Origin of the sequence: Thalassotalea euphylliae, assembly GCF_003390395.1 — a bacterium.
Lineage (GTDB): Bacteria > Pseudomonadota > Gammaproteobacteria > Enterobacterales > Alteromonadaceae > Thalassotalea_F > Thalassotalea_F euphylliae_C.
In genome coordinates, this window is record NZ_QUOV01000001.1 from 1,659,221 (window position 1) to 1,676,809 (window position 17,589).

At 44.1% G+C, this 17,589-nt stretch carries 12 protein-coding genes; 9 read left to right on the forward strand and 3 right to left on the reverse strand.

Translation table 11 applies throughout. The features are described from left to right. Positions 1 to 98 precede the first annotated feature (98 nt). Complete coding sequence (locus DXX92_RS07380) at positions 99 to 1,427, forward strand: IS4 family transposase (RefSeq protein ID WP_115999868.1); 1,329 nt, start codon at positions 99 to 101, stop codon at positions 1,425 to 1,427. Between the two features lie 140 nt (positions 1,428 to 1,567). Here the strand turns inward: DXX92_RS07380 and DXX92_RS07385 are convergent, their stop codons facing one another. Continuing rightward, positions 1,568 to 2,305, reverse strand: a complete 738-nt coding sequence (locus DXX92_RS07385; RefSeq protein WP_115999869.1) for a YciK family oxidoreductase — start codon at positions 2,303 to 2,305, stop codon at positions 1,568 to 1,570. A gap of 270 nt (positions 2,306 to 2,575) precedes the next feature. On the opposite strand from DXX92_RS07385, the gene DXX92_RS07390 reads away from it, so the two are divergent. After that, the gene (locus DXX92_RS07390) at positions 2,576 to 4,996 is read left to right on the forward strand and encodes a VolA/Pla-1 family phospholipase (protein ID WP_115999870.1); all 2,421 of its coding nucleotides are present in this window, start codon (positions 2,576 to 2,578) and stop codon (positions 4,994 to 4,996) included. 136 nt (positions 4,997 to 5,132) lie between these two features. Beyond that, entirely contained in the window at positions 5,133 to 6,179 is a 1,047-nt protein-coding gene (gene sohB / locus DXX92_RS07395) for a protease SohB (RefSeq protein ID WP_115999871.1), read from the forward strand. Between the two features lie 342 nt (positions 6,180 to 6,521). On the opposite strand, the gene DXX92_RS07400 is transcribed toward sohB, so the two are convergent. Continuing rightward, the gene (locus DXX92_RS07400; protein WP_115999872.1) at positions 6,522 to 6,794 is read right to left on the reverse strand and encodes a hypothetical protein; all 273 of its coding nucleotides are present in this window, start codon (positions 6,792 to 6,794) and stop codon (positions 6,522 to 6,524) included. Between DXX92_RS07400 and DXX92_RS07405 the strand changes: the two genes are divergently transcribed. Continuing rightward, complete coding sequence (locus DXX92_RS07405; protein WP_115999873.1) at positions 6,763 to 8,847, forward strand: bifunctional metallophosphatase/5'-nucleotidase; 2,085 nt, start codon at positions 6,763 to 6,765, stop codon at positions 8,845 to 8,847. The genes DXX92_RS07400 and DXX92_RS07405 overlap by 32 nt on opposite strands. A gap of 200 nt (positions 8,848 to 9,047) precedes the next feature. Here the strand turns inward: DXX92_RS07405 and DXX92_RS07410 are convergent, their stop codons facing one another. Continuing rightward, a complete protein-coding gene (locus tag DXX92_RS07410) occupies positions 9,048 to 10,358 on the reverse strand; it encodes a Na+/H+ antiporter NhaC family protein (RefSeq protein WP_115999874.1) in 1,311 nt (436 codons plus the stop codon). Between the two features lie 453 nt (positions 10,359 to 10,811). Between DXX92_RS07410 and DXX92_RS07415 the strand changes: the two genes are divergently transcribed. The 5 genes from DXX92_RS07415 (at position 10,812) to carB (ending at position 17,571) form a co-directional block, all read left to right on the forward strand. Beyond that, positions 10,812 to 11,432 carry an FKBP-type peptidyl-prolyl cis-trans isomerase gene (locus tag DXX92_RS07415; protein WP_116002336.1) on the forward strand — a complete coding sequence of 207 codons (621 nt, stop codon included), beginning with the start codon at positions 10,812 to 10,814 and terminating at the stop codon, positions 11,430 to 11,432. 112 nt (positions 11,433 to 11,544) lie between these two features. Continuing rightward, positions 11,545 to 12,036 carry a hypothetical protein gene (locus tag DXX92_RS07420; RefSeq protein WP_115999875.1) on the forward strand — a complete coding sequence of 164 codons (492 nt, stop codon included), beginning with the start codon at positions 11,545 to 11,547 and terminating at the stop codon, positions 12,034 to 12,036. Continuing rightward, positions 12,033 to 12,836: a 4-hydroxy-tetrahydrodipicolinate reductase gene (gene dapB / locus DXX92_RS07425; RefSeq protein WP_115999876.1), complete on the forward strand. Its 804-nt coding sequence runs from the start codon at positions 12,033 to 12,035 to the stop codon at positions 12,834 to 12,836. Before DXX92_RS07420 ends, dapB begins: the two co-directional genes overlap by 4 nt. A 344-nt stretch (positions 12,837 to 13,180) precedes the next feature. Continuing rightward, a complete protein-coding gene (carA, locus tag DXX92_RS07430; RefSeq protein WP_115999877.1) occupies positions 13,181 to 14,341 on the forward strand; it encodes a glutamine-hydrolyzing carbamoyl-phosphate synthase small subunit in 1,161 nt (386 codons plus the stop codon). 14 nt (positions 14,342 to 14,355) lie between these two features. Beyond that, positions 14,356 to 17,571 carry a carbamoyl-phosphate synthase large subunit gene (carB, locus tag DXX92_RS07435; protein ID WP_115999878.1) on the forward strand — a complete coding sequence of 1,072 codons (3,216 nt, stop codon included), beginning with the start codon at positions 14,356 to 14,358 and terminating at the stop codon, positions 17,569 to 17,571. Positions 17,572 to 17,589 lie beyond the last annotated feature (18 nt).

Consider the following 17,589-nt stretch of genomic DNA (forward strand, 5'->3'; position numbering starts at 1 on the left):
TGTCTAATGCCGATCAGTTAAGAAATTTAATCGATCGGTTGACCGATATTTAAAAGGCTTCAAAATCCGATATCAGTTTTCTGCTATCGGATTTTTTTATGCCCCTTGTCCAAGCTTTTGAAGATGTATCGTCGTTTTTAGATGACGTTAATACACTGGATAAACTCAAAGCGATACTTGACCCAAATATTCTTGAACAAGCTTTCGAGTATGCCGGAGTTGCGACAGTAAGGCGAAGAAGGCTGCCATTGGAAGCGGTTATGTGGTCAGTGATAGGAATGAGTCTATTTCGTCATGAAACGGTTTGGGATATTGCCAGTCGTCTTGATATTTCTCTCCCCGGCAAACATAAGCTAGTAGCGCCTAGTGCGCTTGTACAAGGGCGCCAACGCTTAGGTTACGAAGCGGTGCAACAAACATTTCAATTACTTGCTCATAGAGCATTTTCTACTCATGCCTTTGAGCATTGGTGTGGGTTAAATTTGCTCGCGGTAGATGGTGTAGTTTTTCGCACACAAGACAATGAAGATAACCGTGTAGCGTTTGGGAGTGACCGTAATCAGCGCGGTGAAGGCAGTTATCCTCAGATACGCATGTGTGGGCTCATGGAAGTGTCAAGCCACCTGTTATTGGATAGTGCATTTGATAGTCGCCATGTGGGCGAAATGACATTAGCAGAGCGACTTTTGCCAACAGTACCAGAAGAGTCTTTAACCCTATTCGATCGAGGTTATTATTCACTGGGGCTTTTGCATAACTGGCAACATCAAGGGCAAAATACTCATTGGATGATCCCCGCGAGAAAAGACCTACAGTATCAAGTTGAACGCAGCTTGGGTGAATACGATAAGATAGTCACATTATCGACCAGCCCACAAGCAAGAAAGAAATTTAGGGGGCTGCCTGCACACCTCACTGCGAGGCTCACGTCATACCAAGTGAATGGAAAGTCTTATCGTGTACTAAGCTCATTAACCGACCCGCTACGATTTCCATACGATGAACTCACCGAAGTCTATACGCAGCGCTGGGAAATCGAACTAGGATTTAGGGAGATGAAGCAGGGATTACATCAAGCCAAACATGTCCTACGTAGTAAAAAGCCTGACATGGTGCGTCAGGAGTTATGGGGACTTTTACTGGCTTATAACCTGATACGTATTGCGATGCTTGATGCCGCCAACGCAGATGAAATGATATCACCAACGAGGCTAAGTTTTAGTTTATGCATGCGACACGTGATTGCATTTCTCATGCTTACACCGATACGTAGCGCAAGCAAACTGCCAATTCACTATGAGGAATTACTCACCACCTTGAGGATGTTTACATTACCAGACAAATTACCCGATAGGCATTACCCAAGAGTCGTTAGAAAGAAACCGACGAAATATCCTTATAAACGAAAAATGCCAGTCAGCTCTTAACTGACTGGCATTAGACATATTGTCGGCTTTTTTGTGGCTGCTATTAAAGGCTCAGATAATAGTTATTCATGCAAAAGTACTTAACGTAAAAGTAACTGGCGCAAAAGTGCTTAGCGCATCAACTCTCTTGCTTACAAATGCTATTGCGCTTTTAATACTTGGCCGTTAACTGCTGCGCTATCGTCTGACATTAGGTAAACGTATAGCGGCATAATGTCTTTCGGTGTTGCTAGCGTGTCTGGGTTTTCACCTGGGTAGGCTGTTGCACGCATCGCTGTGCGTGTGCCACCTGGGTTAATTGCGTTAGTGCGTAAATTCGTCCCTTCGAACTCGTCAGCAATTAACTCCATCATACCTTCTGTGGCGAATTTCGACATACTGTAAGTCGCCCAAAATGCTCGGCCTTTGCCACCAACGGTTGAGGTCGTAAACACTAACGAGGCTTTGTCAGCTTTTTGTAGCGCTGTAATTAGGGCTTGCGCCATCATCATTTGTGCTTTGACATTAATTTGCATGACATCGTCAAACGTTTGTTCGTGAATGTTCACAAATGGTGTTAACTCACCTAGCACTGAGGCATTAAGTAATGCACCATCGAGCTTACCAAATTGGTCAATAATGGTACTGGTCATGTCGATATAGTGTTGCTTTGTCGCACCTTTCATATCGAGTGGAACGATAGCTGGCTCAGGATTACCAGCAGCAACGATTTCATCGTAAACGTTTTCAAGCTTTTCAACCGTTCGGCCAAGTAAGATAACAGTCGCGCCGAGTTCGGCATAAGTTAATGCTGCTTGCTTACCAATACCGTCACCAGCACCAGTGATCAAAATTGTTTTATCTTTCAAACAGCTATTTTGAATTGTGTAGTCAAACATCGAGTATTTATCACATTGATTTTAGTGCTGTAATTTTACGCTTCCTAAGCTGATATGACGAGTGAAAATTCCCAAGATTCAGCAGATTTATTGAAAAAGCGAGATAAAAACAAAAAAACGCTAGCGCTCTTGTGCAACTTTGTGTAGCTTAAAAATTGTCTAATATGTTGGCGGAAGTAGTGTAAAAGCTCTAATTTTTTTTGGAAAAAAGCTAACAAAGTCAAATGGATAAAAGCAAAAAATAAATAGACTAGACTCTGGGGAGATGCAATGAAAAAGCTAGTACTAAGTATCGCTATCGCTGGTGCACTTGGATTAAGTGGCTGTGATGATGAAACCATTCGCGATGTAGAACAAGAGGTCGCAGAAAACGGCCCTGTAACCACACCAACAGCCCGTATAATTTTTGATCCGACAGCGGGCGATCTTTCAGTTCCAAACGATTTACTTTTCTTAGGTACCACTGATGGTACGTTAAACCCGCCGGTTAGCGATCCTACTGATTCTTCAGATCCGTTTTTTGCGCTTAGTGCGCTTGATGGTTGGTCTACCGTTCAACCATTTAGAATTGATGTTGATTTACCGCCAGGCGTCAGTTTAGATGCAAACAGTGTTGCTAACCCAGCATCTGTACGTATTTTTGAAACAGAATTTGGCGGCCCAACTGCATCATCAGCAGAGTGTGCGGCATTGCCACAAGGCGCTGCTTGTCAGGTGGTTGGTGAACTAACGTTTGGCGTTGATTTTATCTCGCAAATGTCTGGTGATGGCGTAGCTGTTGTACCATTAAAACCGCTCAAAGCTAAAACGGGTTACCTCATTGTTTTAACAAATTCACTACAAGACGATACTGGTAAAGCAGTTGCGGGTTCCTTTACTTATGAGCTTGTCCAGCAAGACTTAGCGACTAAGCCGCTAGCAACTGATTCTCAGTTAGCACTTCAAGGCGCAGTAAACAGTTTTGAGAATGCCGTAAGCGGTGCTGGTGTTGATAAATCTAGCATTATCTACACCGCGGCAATGACCACACAATCAACGGTTGATGCGGTTGCAACGGTTAAACAAGTGATGGCTGCGGGCTTACAACTAGGCAACGTGCCGACTATTGCTATTCAAGATACTTCAATTTCGGTATTTGACGCATTAACATCGCAAGGTGTAACGCTACCAGCTGAATTGGCGCCGGTTTATCAAGCAGCTAACCTAATGCAAGGCTCAATTACTTTGCCATATTACTTAGGTACACCAAGTGCTGAAAATCCATTGGCACCAGTAAACGATTGGTGGAAAGCACAATGTGATTCAGGTGCTATGCTAGCGGGTCTTGCTGCACAAAACCCAGGTGCAATTCCGGCTGACGCTGTGAGTGAGGGTGACGGCCTATGTTTAGCAATTTCTGCAGCGGCAGGTTTAGCAGCACCAGGTTTACGTGATTTACGTGGCGTATTAGATTTAGATACAGAGCGTAACATCACAAAATTCAACCCAATGCCAGAAAAGCGCGCAGATATGACGCTTGATGTGCAAGTAACTACGCCAGACATGGCGGTGGCTAATGCGGTACGCGCAAGCTTAGGTTTACCAGCGTTAACACAACCAGAAGCGGGTTGGCCGGTTGCTATTTTACAGCACGGCATTACTTCTCGAAAAGAAGACATGCTAGCGATTACCGGTGCATTGGCAATTCAAGGTATTGCAACGGCCGCGATTGATCACCCAATTCACGGTAGCCGTGGTTTTGATTTAGATGGTGATGGTGTTGATGATTTGAATGCTTCAACGGTTTCAGCAACACACTACATGAACTTAGGCAACTTGCTAACAACGCGTGATAACTTACGTCAAAGTACTGTTGATACACTTGGTTTACGCTTAGGCCTTAACTTTGCTGGGGGTGTTGACGCAGCTGGTGCTGCAATCTCATTAGATGGCTCAAAAGTTTACTTCTTAGGCCACTCATTAGGTGCTATCTCTGGTATCAACACAGTTGCATTAGCAAACTTATCGTTAGATCCTGCAGTTGACCCGTTATTTAAAGTATCGGCAACTTCGTTTGCGATGCCAGGTGTTGGTGTTGCTAACTTATTGCTTGAATCAGCTGCATTTAGCGGTCTGATCAAGGCAAGCTTAACGCTAGCAACATCAGAAGAGTTCGCAGCATTTGTAGCAGCAACTTTCCCAGGTCAGCCAAGTGAAGCTGAGCTTGTACAAGCGTTCAATACCTTCTTTGCAGCGTTAACGCCAGCGCAACAAGCTGAATTAAATGGCGCGTTTGCACAATTTACCTTTGCAGCACAAACTGTAACAGATGCTGGCGACCCAGCTAACTACGCAGGTATGGTGGCGATGACACAAACGCCGACACACTTAATTGAAGTGGTTGGTAATGGCGCTGATAACTTATCAGATCAAGTTATTCCTAACACAGTGAGCTCAACACCGTTATCAGGTACAGAAGCTGCGATTGCACTACTTGGCCTACCAGGTGTTAGCGAAACAACGGAAGGTTCTGGTGCGGTTCGTTTCACTTACGGTCACCATGCGTCAATTCTTGACCCGTCAATTCGCCCAGAAGCAACTAACCCTGCACAAACAGCAGCAGCAACTGCTGAGATGCAAGGTCAAGTGGCTACCTTCTTTGCGACTATGGGACAGTTAGTTTCAATCACTAACAGTGATGTTGTGATGTAAGCAACAAGATGAAATATTGCTAAAAGCTCCCAATTGGGAGCTTTTTTTTTGCTAAAACATCCATATATAGTAGTAAAGTCATTAGTCAAAATCATACGGCCATGGCAGGCTGTTGCTAGAAAAATTGGAGATAGCATTGGAATTTTTATACGAATACGGTTTGTTCTTGGCCAAAGTGGTCACTTTTGTGTTGGCGGTTGTGGTGATCGTCGCTGTCGGTGCCGGTGCTGCGATGAAGCAAAAAGGTCGCAAAGGTGAGCTGGAGATCGAAGATTTATCAGAGCATTTTGAAGACGTTGAACTAGAAGTTACTCATGCACTTTTAACTAAAGACGAGTTAAAAGAAAAAGAGAAACAAGATAAAAAAGCTGAAAAAGAGAAGGCCAAAGCAGCGAAAGCGAACAAGGGTAGTGACGAAGCCGATAAAACTAAACCAAGAATGTTTGTATTAGACTTTAATGGCAGTATCGACGCAAAAGAAGTATCGGGTTTACGTGAAGAAGTTTCAGCCGTGTTAGCCGTTGCTAAGCCTGAAGATGAAGTGTTTGTAAAATTGGAATCAGGTGGTGGCATGGTGCATGGCTATGGTCTTGCATCATCACAGCTAGATCGTATTCGCCAACGTGATATTCCACTCACCATTTCAGTTGATAAAGTGGCTGCGAGTGGTGGTTACATGATGGCCTGCGTTGCCAATAAAATTATCGCCGCGCCATTTGCTATTTTAGGTTCGATTGGTGTGATCGCCCAAGTACCTAACTTTAATAAACTACTGAAAAAGAATGATATCGACTTTGAACAGTTAACTGCTGGTGAATTTAAGCGCACGCTTACTATGTTTGGTGAGAATACAGACAAAGGTCGTGAGAAATTTGTTGAAGAGTTAGAAGAAACGCATCAGTTGTTTAAAGACTTTGTTAGTGAGCGTCGTCCGTTACTAGATATTTCGAAAGTAGCTACTGGTGAACATTGGTTTGGAACAAAAGCTAAAACATTGGGTTTAGTTGATGATATTCAAACCAGCGACGATTATTTATTTGCAGCAGCAAAAACTCATAAGATTGTCGGCCTAAAATATGCGACTAAAAAAGGCTTAGCGGAAAAACTATCAAAAGCTGCATCAATGTCAGCAGATAGCTTTATCTCGCGATTAATTCAGCGCAATCGTATCTTTCCAAGTTAATCGAGCAGTCAAATTTATATTGATTAGCTTGAAAGGCGTTTAGTGCTGATGTACTAAGCGCCTTTTTTATGTTTTCAATTAGCAGTCCTAAATACAAATAACCTAAGCGATGGGCTGAAATCTTTCAAAAAATGCTTTTTGACTTGGATTAACTAAGGCTTTGGGTCGAATAGCTTGCACCATTTCCACAACCTCTGATTTGTTATAACCGAGCTGCAAAAGTAATAGTGCGATTACAAGCCCAGCGCAACCTGAGCTACCTTTGCTGTGAACCGCAACTGCTCCTTGGTTATTGAGTATTGAGAGTATTGACAGTATTGAGCTGTAACTGGAGTGAAATGCCTAATCAAAATCTTCGTTAGGAGCATCATCGTCGCTGATTGGTAATTGAAGCCAGTCGATATTTTGAGTTTGCAAGCTTGCGGCAGATTTTGAGCTTACGTGTCGCCATAGAGGTTTTTTAATTTCGGCATGTTGCAGTTGTTTTGTTAAATAGATGTAGCTAACCTTTGCTTCATTACAAATATTGCCCAGCGATTTTGCAGACTTGGATTTTGTGAAAATAGCTATTGCGGAGAGAAAAATGAAAAACTGGAAGAGCTCACTATTACCCATTTTAAGCTTGCTGGCGTTAGCGAGCTGTGGTGATAACGCTAGCCTTCAAGGTCAAAACGCTGCTAATGATGATGTTGAGTTAGCGACTCAAGATAAACATTGTGGGCAGGATCACCAACAATTCGCTCAATGTTCTGATGGTGCCTTTCAGTTACAGCTATTGCACTTCGCCGATATTGATGGCGGCCGCGATATTCTTAACAATGCCGTTCGTTTTTCTGCACTTTTAGATTCGTTCCGCTCTCAATACGCTAACACACTGGTACTGAGCTCAGGTGACAATTGGATCCCTGGCCCCGAATACAATGTTGGCGGCGATGACTCGCTAACCCCTATCTTAGGCGTGGCTGCAAATGGGCGAGCACATGTGGCTTACCTTAATGCCATGGGGGTGCAAGCAACTGTTGTTGGCAACCATGAGCTTGATTTAAATACAGACGAATTTGCCGAGTTAATTGCGCCTGAAACGCGCGACAGTAACGTGTGGCAGGGGGCCCAATTTCCTTACCTTTCGGCCAATTTAGACTTTTCTACCGACGAACATTTAGCGCCTTTAATTGCGGAAAATGGCCTAATGAATACTGATCAGGTAGGGCAGGTAGCTGCCAGTACGGTTATTCTGGTTAATGGTGAAATGATTGGCGTGGTTGGCGCCTCAACACCAGCGCTTAGCAGTATCACTAAAACAGGCGGTATGATTGTACTTCCATCCGATGAAGATGATATAGCAGGGCTTGCAGCCGAGATCCAAAAACATGTCGACCCATTGAAAAAGCGTGGTATAAACAAAATTATCTTGCTGGCGCATATGCAGCAAATTGCCATTGAACAGCAACTCGCGCCTTTACTTGACGGTGTCGATATTATTGTTGCTGGCGGCTCTAATACCATTTTGGCTGATAAGAATGATAGGTTGCGCGATGGTGATGCAGCTGAAGGCGATTATCCTCTTGTTTATCAAAGTGCGTCAAAAGAGCCTGTTGTGGTGGTTAATACCGATGGTGACTATACCTATTTAGGGCGTTTTGTGGTGACATTTGACCAGCACGGTGTCATGTTACCCAGCTCGCTCGATAGCACCATTAATGGTGCTTACGCGACGGATAAACAAAGCTTAACCGAGCATAACTTAACGCTAGCCGATGCCATTCCACAAGTACAAACAATCACCAACACCTTAAACCAAGCATTGCAAGCAAAGCTAGGCACGGTTTTTGGTAGTACCGCGGTATATTTAAATGGTGATCGGGTGTCAGTTAGAACTCAAGAAACGAACTTGGGTAACCTTACTGCAGATGCAAATTTAGCCTACGCGCAAAGCATTGATAAAAGTGTCGCAATTTCTATCAAAAATGGCGGAGGTATACGAGCGCCAATTGGCTCATGTGCCGTACCGGCTGGCTCTACCGACGCTAAGGTCGTATGCAGTCCACCAGCAGGTGTACAGGGTATTAATAAATCAGGCGATGTTACTCAGCTCGATATGGAAATTGCACTGCGATTTAACAGCGCGCTAAATAACTTAACGGTGACCGGTAGCCAGTTAAAGGGGATTATTGAATATGGCGTGTCGGCAACTAGAGATGGTGCGACCCCTGGCCGTTTTCCACAAGTGGCTGGTATGCGCTTTAGTTTTGACCCTGCCAAAGCGGTTAACTCACGTGTACAAAATTTAGTAGTGCTAGATGACAATGGCGCATTGCCGGGCGGTAATACGGTAACTGTTGTTCAAAATGGCCAACTTGATCCGTCTGTTGCTAAGCAAACATTTCGTTTAGTGACGCTTGATTTTTTAGTGGATGGCGGAGACGGTTATAAATTTCCAACAGATGCGCGGGCGAACCTTGTGAACCTTAAAGCGGCAGGGCAAAAAACGGGCATGGTTACGATAACGGATGATGGTACAGAGCAAGATGCGTTAGCGGAATACTTATCAAGTCACTACTTAAAAGCAGGCACCGTATTTGATAAAAAAGATTTGCCAGCAGCGCAAGATACGCGCATTCAAAATTTGTCAGAAGTGGCTTTAGATAGCGTGCTAAAACTAAAATAAAGTTTAATTAAGTCCAATCAAAAATAGCGGCTAAACAAAGATTATTGTGATTGTTTTGTGCCAGCAAAAAGCAAAAAGCAAAAAGCAAAAAGCAAAAGTAAACACATAAAATAACAAAGGCTTGCGTTAGCAAGCCTTTTTCATTGAGCTGTTTTGTGCTGGTGCTTTGTCCAGGTTAGCTGTCGAGAGACAAGAGAACATTAGTTTCTTGTAATGCGCCAGAATGCGATCAGCGCCGCAAAGAATAAAATCATCGGGTAAAACGAGTAAACCACTACATCCACTGGTGAGATACCAATAGTTGCTCCGAGCAATAAGGCTTGTGCACCGTAGGGTAATAAGCCTTGGTTAATACAGGCGAAAATATCCAGTAAACTAGCCGATTCGGCTGCTTTAATGTTGCCATCTTCGGCGAGCTCTTTAGCGGTTTCACCTGTGATAATAATTGACACTGTATTGTTTGCCGTAAAAAAGTTCGCACTAAAGGCGAGGCTGGCAATACCTAAACCAGCGGCGCGTTTAGGATTATTGGGGCTAAGTTTACCCGCTAATTTTTTTAAGCTTATTGTAAGAGCCTGCAAACCACCTTGGCGGCGAACTAACTCGCTTAAACCACCAATAAATAGCGCTAAAATAAATACGTCTTGTACGTTAGCAAAGCCTTTGTTGATATCCGATGCGAGAGCTGATAATTGATAGCCATTACTGACAAAGCCTGTTGCTGCGGCTAATAATATACCGACCAGCAAAACCACAAATACGTTCACCCCCGACAATGCTAAGCCAAGAATAACGACATAAGGCAATAGGCCAATTACGTCGATCACTTGCTCGCTTTGATAGTCAGCACTACCTCCCAAGAAAGTGAATAGCACAAGAGAGATAAGTGCGGCGGGAAGCGCAAATTTAAAGTTTACGCGGAACTTGTCTTTCATTCGCGCCCCTTGTGTACGCGTTGAGGCAATGGTTGTGTCAGAGATAATCGATAAGTTGTCACCGAAAATTGCGCCGGAGATGATACTACCTGCAACTAATGCAGGGCTTAGGCTGGCGGCTTCAATAAAGCCTGCGGCTATCGGGGCAATGGCGGCGATTGTACCAACCGATGTACCCATGGCAGTAGATAAAAATGCGGCAACAATAAATAGCCCAGGGATGATTAAATAGTCGGGAAACAGCGCTAACCCTAGTTGCACACTCGCATCAACACTGCCTGTTGCTTTCGCAACCATGCTAAACGCGCCTGCCAGCAAATAAATCACGCCCATGGTAATAATATTGCTATGGCCCGCACCTTCAATAAACTGATTAACTTGCTCGCTAATCGTTTCCTTCCCCATCATTATTGCAACGATGATGGCAGGAATAATGGCAACACTGGCTGGCAGCTGGTAAAACGCAAACTCAACACCTTGCAGGGTTAGGAAAATCCCCGTGCCGATAAAGAGCGAGAGGAATACGCCAAACGGCAATAGACTAAGGAGGCGAGGTGGTGAGGTTTGTTCTGTCATATAATGCTCTAATTCTTATTGTTAATCGTTGTTGCCATTCTCTTTAAGCGCTCAGTTTTAAACGCTTGGTTTTGACTTGCTTGCTCAGCCTACGTAAAGGTCATGTGTGGCAAACGGTGATACATGAATGCAGCTATAAAGTGTTTAAATAATAAACTTTTATATCATTCCACTCGATCAGGGGAAAGGCAAAACAGCAGTTTGAAAAATAAAATTTCAGGAATAACGCAAATTATAAAGTGATTTGCATCACTGTCAATCTAGATGTTTAGATGGCTAAATTGGCTTGGTGTTTAACAGACGCTAAGAATGAACCAAATTTCGTTAAAAACCGGGTTCAATAATTTAGCGACATAATCCCTCTATTTTTATCAATCGTAGCGGAATTAGCCCTACTTTATGGTGGCGCTCTGTGCTATTCTTGCCGCCAATTTTTACAATGAAGAAGTGCAAATGTCTGATAACAAATTTGAATCAATCGAAGCACGCGTAAGTTACGGCGTTGGCCGTCAACTGGGCGACCAATTACGCAACAACCCATTTAAAGAGTTTGACGTAACCGCAGTACAAGCTGGTTTAGCTGACGCATTAGCAGCTGCTGACAGCCAAGTAAGTGAGCAAGACTTAAACGAAGCATTTGCTGTTGTTTCTAAGAAACTACAAGAGCAAGAGCAAGCACAAGCCAAAGAAAAAGCCGCTGAAGGCGAAGCTTTCTTAGCAAAAAATGCTGAGCGGGCAGAAGTAACTGTGACTGAGTCTGGCTTACAGTACGAAGTACTAGCAGATGCAGAAGGCGAAAAGCCAACAACAGCATCAACTATTCGTGCACACTACCACGGCACTTTTATTAATGGTGAAGTATTCGATAGCTCAGTTGATCGCGGTCAGCCTGCTGAATTCCCAGTTGGCGGTGTTATCGCTGGTTGGACAGAAGCATTACAGCTAATGAGTGTTGGCGCAAAATGGCGTTTATACATTCCTTACAACTTAGCTTACGGTGAGCGTGGTTCGCACGGTGCGATCCCTCCATACTCAGCGTTAGTATTCGATGTTGAACTATTAGACATCCTATAAATGATTAAGCCGGGCTAGCCCGGCTTTTCTTTGCCTGGAATTCTTTTAATTCGCATCATAACCCAAAGCAAACAGCACTTTTTACTACGCACCTTTACTACGCAAGACAAGAATGAACGAACAGCGCCAAGAACAAGACGATCCTAACAAAGCCCAGCAGTTGGCTACCTTCTACCAAAATTACATTCATGCCTTCTCTGCGGCCAGCGTGCCAGCAGTAGCGAAATGCTATCAACTCCCTTGCGTATTGAGTACGCCAGACAAAGTACTCGTGCTTGATAGTGAGCAAGGCTTCAATCAAGAGTTTAGTGGCATTTTTGCCATGTTAGCTGAACATAACATCACCGGGTTTAAGGCCAGTAATGCCAGTTATCAGCATATTAATGAAGCGCTTAGCTTAGTGAAAATTGATTGGCGTTTTTATGACCAAGCTAATAACCTTTTTAGCGAATTTTCGGCAATTTATCATTTAAGCTATCAACAAGAAGCCTATAGAATCATTAACGTTATTTCTCATGATATGTGTCAGCTTGCTGACTTAGCTCATGAGTTAACCTTAATCCCGAGTGCTAACGATACAAACAATAAGGAAACCGATAAATGACCACCAAAGTTGCAATTTTAGGCTGTAGCGGCCGCATGGGCCGTAACTTGATCAAAGCAGCTGTAGAGCATGATGAAATTGAACTCGTTGGTGGCACGGTTCGCGAAACTTCTTCTTTTGCTGGTTTTGACTTAGGCGAGTTAGCAGGTATTGGCAAACTTGATTTGGTGACAAGCACTTCGCTTGAAGCGGTCAGCAGTGCGGATGTCTTTATTGACTTTACTTCGATTGAATCTACGTTAAGCAACATTGAGTGGTGTAAAGCGAATGATAAAGCACTAGTCATTGGTACTACCGGCTTTGAAGATGCGCAAGTTGAGTCGATCAAACAGGCTGGTCAATACATGCCCGTATTATTAGCGCCAAACACCAGCGTTGGTGTTAACTTGCTATTTAAACTCTTGGAAATTACCGCTCAGGCTATTGGCGACTATACTGATATAGAAATTTTTGAGGCGCATCACAGATTCAAAAAAGATGCACCATCAGGTACCGCCATGAAAATGGGGCAGGTGATTGCTGAAACCTTAGGGCGCGATTTAAATGAATGCGCCGTTTATGGTCGCGAGGGCATCACTGATGAGCGCGACAATAAAACCATAGGTTTTGCTACGGTTCGTGCTGGCGATATTGTTGGTGAACATACGGCATTTTTTGCTGATTTGGGCGAGCGTCTCGAAATCACCCATAAAGCCAGCTCGCGTATGACCTTTGCCCAAGGGGCGATGCGTGCAGCACTTTGGTTAGCAAAGGCTAAGCACGGTTATTACGATATGCAAGATGTTTTGGGGTTGAAATAATACACCCGAATGAACGGCATAAGTTGATTAAATAAATCATATAAAACAGCTTGTTAGTTATTTTTGTTAACTTGATTTTCTAAACAAATCAAGTGGTTTTAAGGTTAGAAAACATAGGTTTTTGACCGTTTGGTTATAAAAATCATTTAAAAGCTAAATATTTCTAATTTTACTAGACGAAAAATACTAATGGGCGTAGAATGCGCGGAATTTGTCAAAAATTTGCGATTCGCAAGCCAAAAGACGGATTATTGAACAATTTTCGCGCTTAGTGCTTTTAACGAGAAATACGCAAAAAAACGTTAAAAGCGATTAAGTTTACTTTCTTCTTTTCGGAGGCTAAATTGACTAAATCTGCCATTTTGGTGCTAGAAGACGGCACTATATTTAACGGCACCGCCATTGGTGCAGAAGGAATGGCGGTTGGTGAAGTGGTGTTTAACACTTCCATGACCGGTTACCAAGAAATCCTGACTGATCCTTCCTACGCAGAACAAATTGTTACCCTCACTTATCCTCACATTGGCAACACTGGTACAAACTCAGAAGACGAAGAGTCTGGCACCATTTGGGCTAAAGGCTTAGTGATCCGCGACTTACCTTTACTGGCCAGTAATTTTAGAAACGAAGAAAGCTTGAGCGATTACCTAGCGCGCAACAATATTTTAGGTATTGCTGATATCGATACGCGTAAACTAACACGTATTCTACGTGAAAAAGGTGCTCAGAACGGCTGTATCTTAGCGGGTGACTTCACTAATCAAGAGACAGATGAGGCGAAGGCACTAGCCGAAGCAAAAGGCTTCCCGGGCTTAAAAGGCATGGACCTAGCGAAAGTCGTGTCGACCAAAGAGCAATACCAGTGGACAGAAGGTAGCTGGCAACTAGGCGAAGGCCATACCTGCTATAAAGAAACGCCGGAAAAGTTACCTTTTCACGTCGTTGCCTACGATTTTGGTGCCAAACGCAATATTTTACGTATGTTAGTGGACCGTGGCTGTAAGCTTACGGTTGTGCCAGCGCAAACTCCAGCGGCTGATGTATTAGCGATGAATCCAGATGGCATCTTCTTATCTAATGGCCCTGGCGATCCAGAACCATGTGACTACGCAATTGCAGCAATTAAGTCTTTCCTTGAAACTGACATTCCAGTGTTTGGTATTTGTTTAGGTCATCAACTGCTTGGTTTAGCGAGCGGTGCCAAGACTATTAAAATGAAGTTCGGTCACCACGGTGGCAACCATCCAGTGAAAGATATTGACCGCGATGTCGTAATGATCACGGCGCAAAACCACGGTTTCGCCGTTGATGAAGACAATATGTCAGACAACCTGCGTGTCACTCACAAATCACTGTTTGATGGCACAATTCAAGGTATTCACCGCACTGACAAGCCAGCCTTTAGCTTCCAAGGTCACCCAGAAGCAAGCCCAGGTCCACATGACGCAGCACCGTTATTCGACCACTTTATTGAACTAATTAATGAAGCTAAAGCAGCTAAGTAAGAGAGAACAAGACTATGCCAAAACGTACTGACATAAAAAGTATTCTAATCTTAGGTGCTGGCCCAATTGTTATCGGTCAAGCGTGTGAGTTTGACTATTCAGGTGCACAAGCCTGTAAAGCCCTGCGCGAAGAGGGTTACCGCGTTATTCTGGTGAACTCTAATCCAGCCACCATTATGACTGACCCAGAAATGGCTGATGCAACTTACATTGAGCCTATTCACTGGGAAGTGGTGCGCAAGATTATTGAAAAAGAACGCCCAGACGCGATTTTACCTACCATGGGTGGTCAAACAGCACTTAACTGTGCACTAGAGCTTGAATCAAACGGTGTACTTGCTGAGTTTGGTGTTGAGATGATCGGCGCTACTGCTGATGCTATCGACAAAGCTGAAAACCGTGAACGCTTTGACCAAGCGATGAAAAACATTGGTTTAGAATGTCCACGCGCTGAAATTGTGCACTCAATGGAGGAAGCGAAAGAAACCGCTAAGCGCATCGGTTTCCCATGTATTATTCGCCCGTCTTTTACCATGGGGGGTACTGGTGGCGGTATCGCGTACAACCAAGAAGAATTCGAAACGATTTGTACTCGTGGTTTAGATTTATCACCAACCAACGAGTTACTTATCGATGAATCATTAATCGGTTGGAAAGAGTATGAAATGGAAGTGGTTCGCGATAAGAACGACAACTGTATCATTATCTGTTCAATTGAAAACTTTGACCCTATGGGCATTCACACCGGTGACTCAATCACGGTAGCACCAGCGCAAACGCTAACCGATAAAGAATACCAAATCATGCGTAACGCATCACTTGCGGTATTGCGTGAAATTGGTGTTGAAACCGGTGGTTCAAACGTACAGTTCGGTGTTAACCCGAAAGATGGTCGTGTTGTCATTATCGAGATGAACCCGCGTGTATCGCGCTCATCTGCATTAGCATCAAAAGCGACGGGTTTCCCAATTGCTAAAGTGGCAGCAAAACTAGCGGTTGGCTTCACGTTAGACGAGTTACAAAACGATATCACAGGTGGTGCAACACCAGCATCATTCGAACCAACCATTGATTACGTAGTAACGAAAATTCCACGTTTTAACTTCGAAAAATTCGCTGGCTCAGAAGATCGTTTAACGACGCAAATGAAGTCGGTAGGTGAGGTGATGGCGATTGGTCGTAACCAACAAGAGTCAATGCAAAAAGCACTACGTGGCTTAGAGGTTGGCGCTAGCGGTTTTGATCCAAAAGTTGATGTTAACGACAAAGACGCACGCTCTGAAATTATGCACGAATTGCAAGAAGCGGGCGCTGATCGCATCTGGTACGTGGCTGATGCCTTCCGTTTAGGCATGTCAGTTGATGAAGTATTCAACGCCACTAAAATTGACCGTTGGTTCCTTGTACAAATCGAAGATATCGTTTTAGAGGAAAAAGCACTAGCTGAAAGCGGTATGGCGGGCTTAAACGCTGCGTCGTTAAAACGCTTAAAGCGCAAAGGTTTCTCAGACAAGCGTCTTGCGGATGTGATTGGTGTTAATGAATCTGAAATTCGCAAGAAACGTCATGCGGCTGATATTCGCCCAGTTTACAAGCGCGTTGATACCTGTGCGGCAGAGTTTAAATCTGACACCGCTTACATGTACTCAACGTACGATGAAGAGTGCGAATCTTCACCGTCTGACAAAGAAAAAATCATGATCATTGGTGGTGGTCCAAACCGTATCGGTCAAGGTATTGAGTTTGACTACTGTTGTGTACACGCAGCCCTTGCGATGCGCGAAGACGGTTACGAAACCATTATGGTGAACTGTAACCCTGAAACAGTGTCAACTGACTACGACACGTCTGATCGCTTGTACTTCGAGCCGATCACTTTTGAAGATGTGTTAGAAATCGTTAATGTTGAAAAACCAAAAGGCGTAATCGTGCAATACGGTGGTCAAACACCACTGAAACTTGCTCGTGCACTAGAAGCGGCTGGTGTACCAATTATTGGTACTTCACCTGATGCGATTGACCGCGCAGAAGACCGTGAGCGTTTCCAACAAGCAGTTGAGCGTTTAGGTCTATTACAACCAGAAAACGCGACAGTGACTTCGTTAGAAGAAGCGGTATCAGAAGCGAAAACTATCGGCTTCCCATTGGTTGTTCGTCCATCTTACGTATTGGGTGGGCGTGCGATGGAAATCGTTTACGATGAAGACGACTTACGCCGTTACATGAACGAAGCGGTAAGCGTGTCAAACGACTCGCCAGTATTGCTTGACCACTTCCTTGACGATGCGGTTGAAGTAGACATCGATGCGATTTGTGACGGTGAAAACGTAGTGATTGGCGGCATTATGCAGCACATCGAACAAGCAGGTGTTCACTCTGGTGACTCAGCCTGCTCATTACCGGCTTACAGCCTAAGCCAAGAAGTGCAGGACGTAATGCGTGAGCAAGTGACTAAACTTGCGTTTGAACTAGGCGTTGTTGGCCTAATGAATACGCAAATGGCGGTAAAAGATGGCAAGGTTTACTTAATTGAAGTTAACCCTCGTGCTGCTCGTACTGTACCATTTGTTTCAAAGGCTACATCAGTGCCACTAGCGAAAGTGGCGGCACGTGTAATGGCTGGTAAGTCATTGACTGAACAAGGCATTACTAAAGAAACTATTCCGCCGTTCTTCTCAGTAAAAGAAGTGGTGATCCCGTTTAACAAGTTCCACGGCTCTGACCCTTTAGTTGGTCCAGAAATGCGCTCAACTGGTGAAGTTATGGGTGTTGGTGAAACGTTTGAAGAAGCGTATGCCAAAGCGAACTTAGGCGCGAATGTAGTGGTACCTAAATCAGGTCGTGCATTAGTGTCTGTGCGTAACTCAGATAAAGAGCGTGTAGTTGAGCTTGGTAAGCAGTTGGTTGAACTAGGCTATGAACTAGACGCTACTCATGGCACCGCGGTAATGTTAGGCGAAGCAGGCGTTCCATGTCGCTTAGTGAATAAAGTACACGAAGGTCGCCCACATATTCTTGATAGAATCAAAAATGGTGAGTACAGCTACATTATCAACACGACTGAAGGTCGCAAAGCGATTGAAGACTCAAAAGTGTTACGTGGCGGCGCGTTGCGCTATAAAGTGGCTTATACCACAACACTAAATGCTGCGTTTGCGGCATGTCAGGCACACGCTGCTGATGACCGCGATAAAGTAACCTCTATTCAAGAGTTACATGCTCGCTGTTAGTCGTTAACTTAGCTGCAT

What these genes read in the sequence shown, in the direction of transcription:
- DXX92_RS07380 (WP_115999868.1), top strand. Translation starts at nt 99, where the DNA reads ATGCCCCTTGTCCAAGCTTTTGAAGATGTATCGTCGTTTTTAGATGAC.
- DXX92_RS07385 (WP_115999869.1), bottom strand. Translation starts at nt 2,305, where the DNA reads ATGTTTGACTACACAATTCAAAATAGCTGTTTGAAAGATAAAACAATT.
- DXX92_RS07390 (WP_115999870.1), top strand. Translation starts at nt 2,576, where the DNA reads ATGAAAAAGCTAGTACTAAGTATCGCTATCGCTGGTGCACTTGGATTA.
- DXX92_RS07405 (WP_115999873.1), top strand. Translation starts at nt 6,763, where the DNA reads ATGAAAAACTGGAAGAGCTCACTATTACCCATTTTAAGCTTGCTGGCG.
- DXX92_RS07400 (WP_115999872.1), bottom strand. Translation starts at nt 6,794, where the DNA reads ATGGGTAATAGTGAGCTCTTCCAGTTTTTCATTTTTCTCTCCGCAATA.
- DXX92_RS07410 (WP_115999874.1), bottom strand. Translation starts at nt 10,358, where the DNA reads ATGACAGAACAAACCTCACCACCTCGCCTCCTTAGTCTATTGCCGTTT.
- DXX92_RS07415 (WP_116002336.1), top strand. Translation starts at nt 10,812, where the DNA reads ATGTCTGATAACAAATTTGAATCAATCGAAGCACGCGTAAGTTACGGC.
- DXX92_RS07420 (WP_115999875.1), top strand. Translation starts at nt 11,545, where the DNA reads ATGAACGAACAGCGCCAAGAACAAGACGATCCTAACAAAGCCCAGCAG.
- dapB (WP_115999876.1), top strand. Translation starts at nt 12,033, where the DNA reads ATGACCACCAAAGTTGCAATTTTAGGCTGTAGCGGCCGCATGGGCCGT.
- carB (WP_115999878.1), top strand. Translation starts at nt 14,356, where the DNA reads ATGCCAAAACGTACTGACATAAAAAGTATTCTAATCTTAGGTGCTGGC.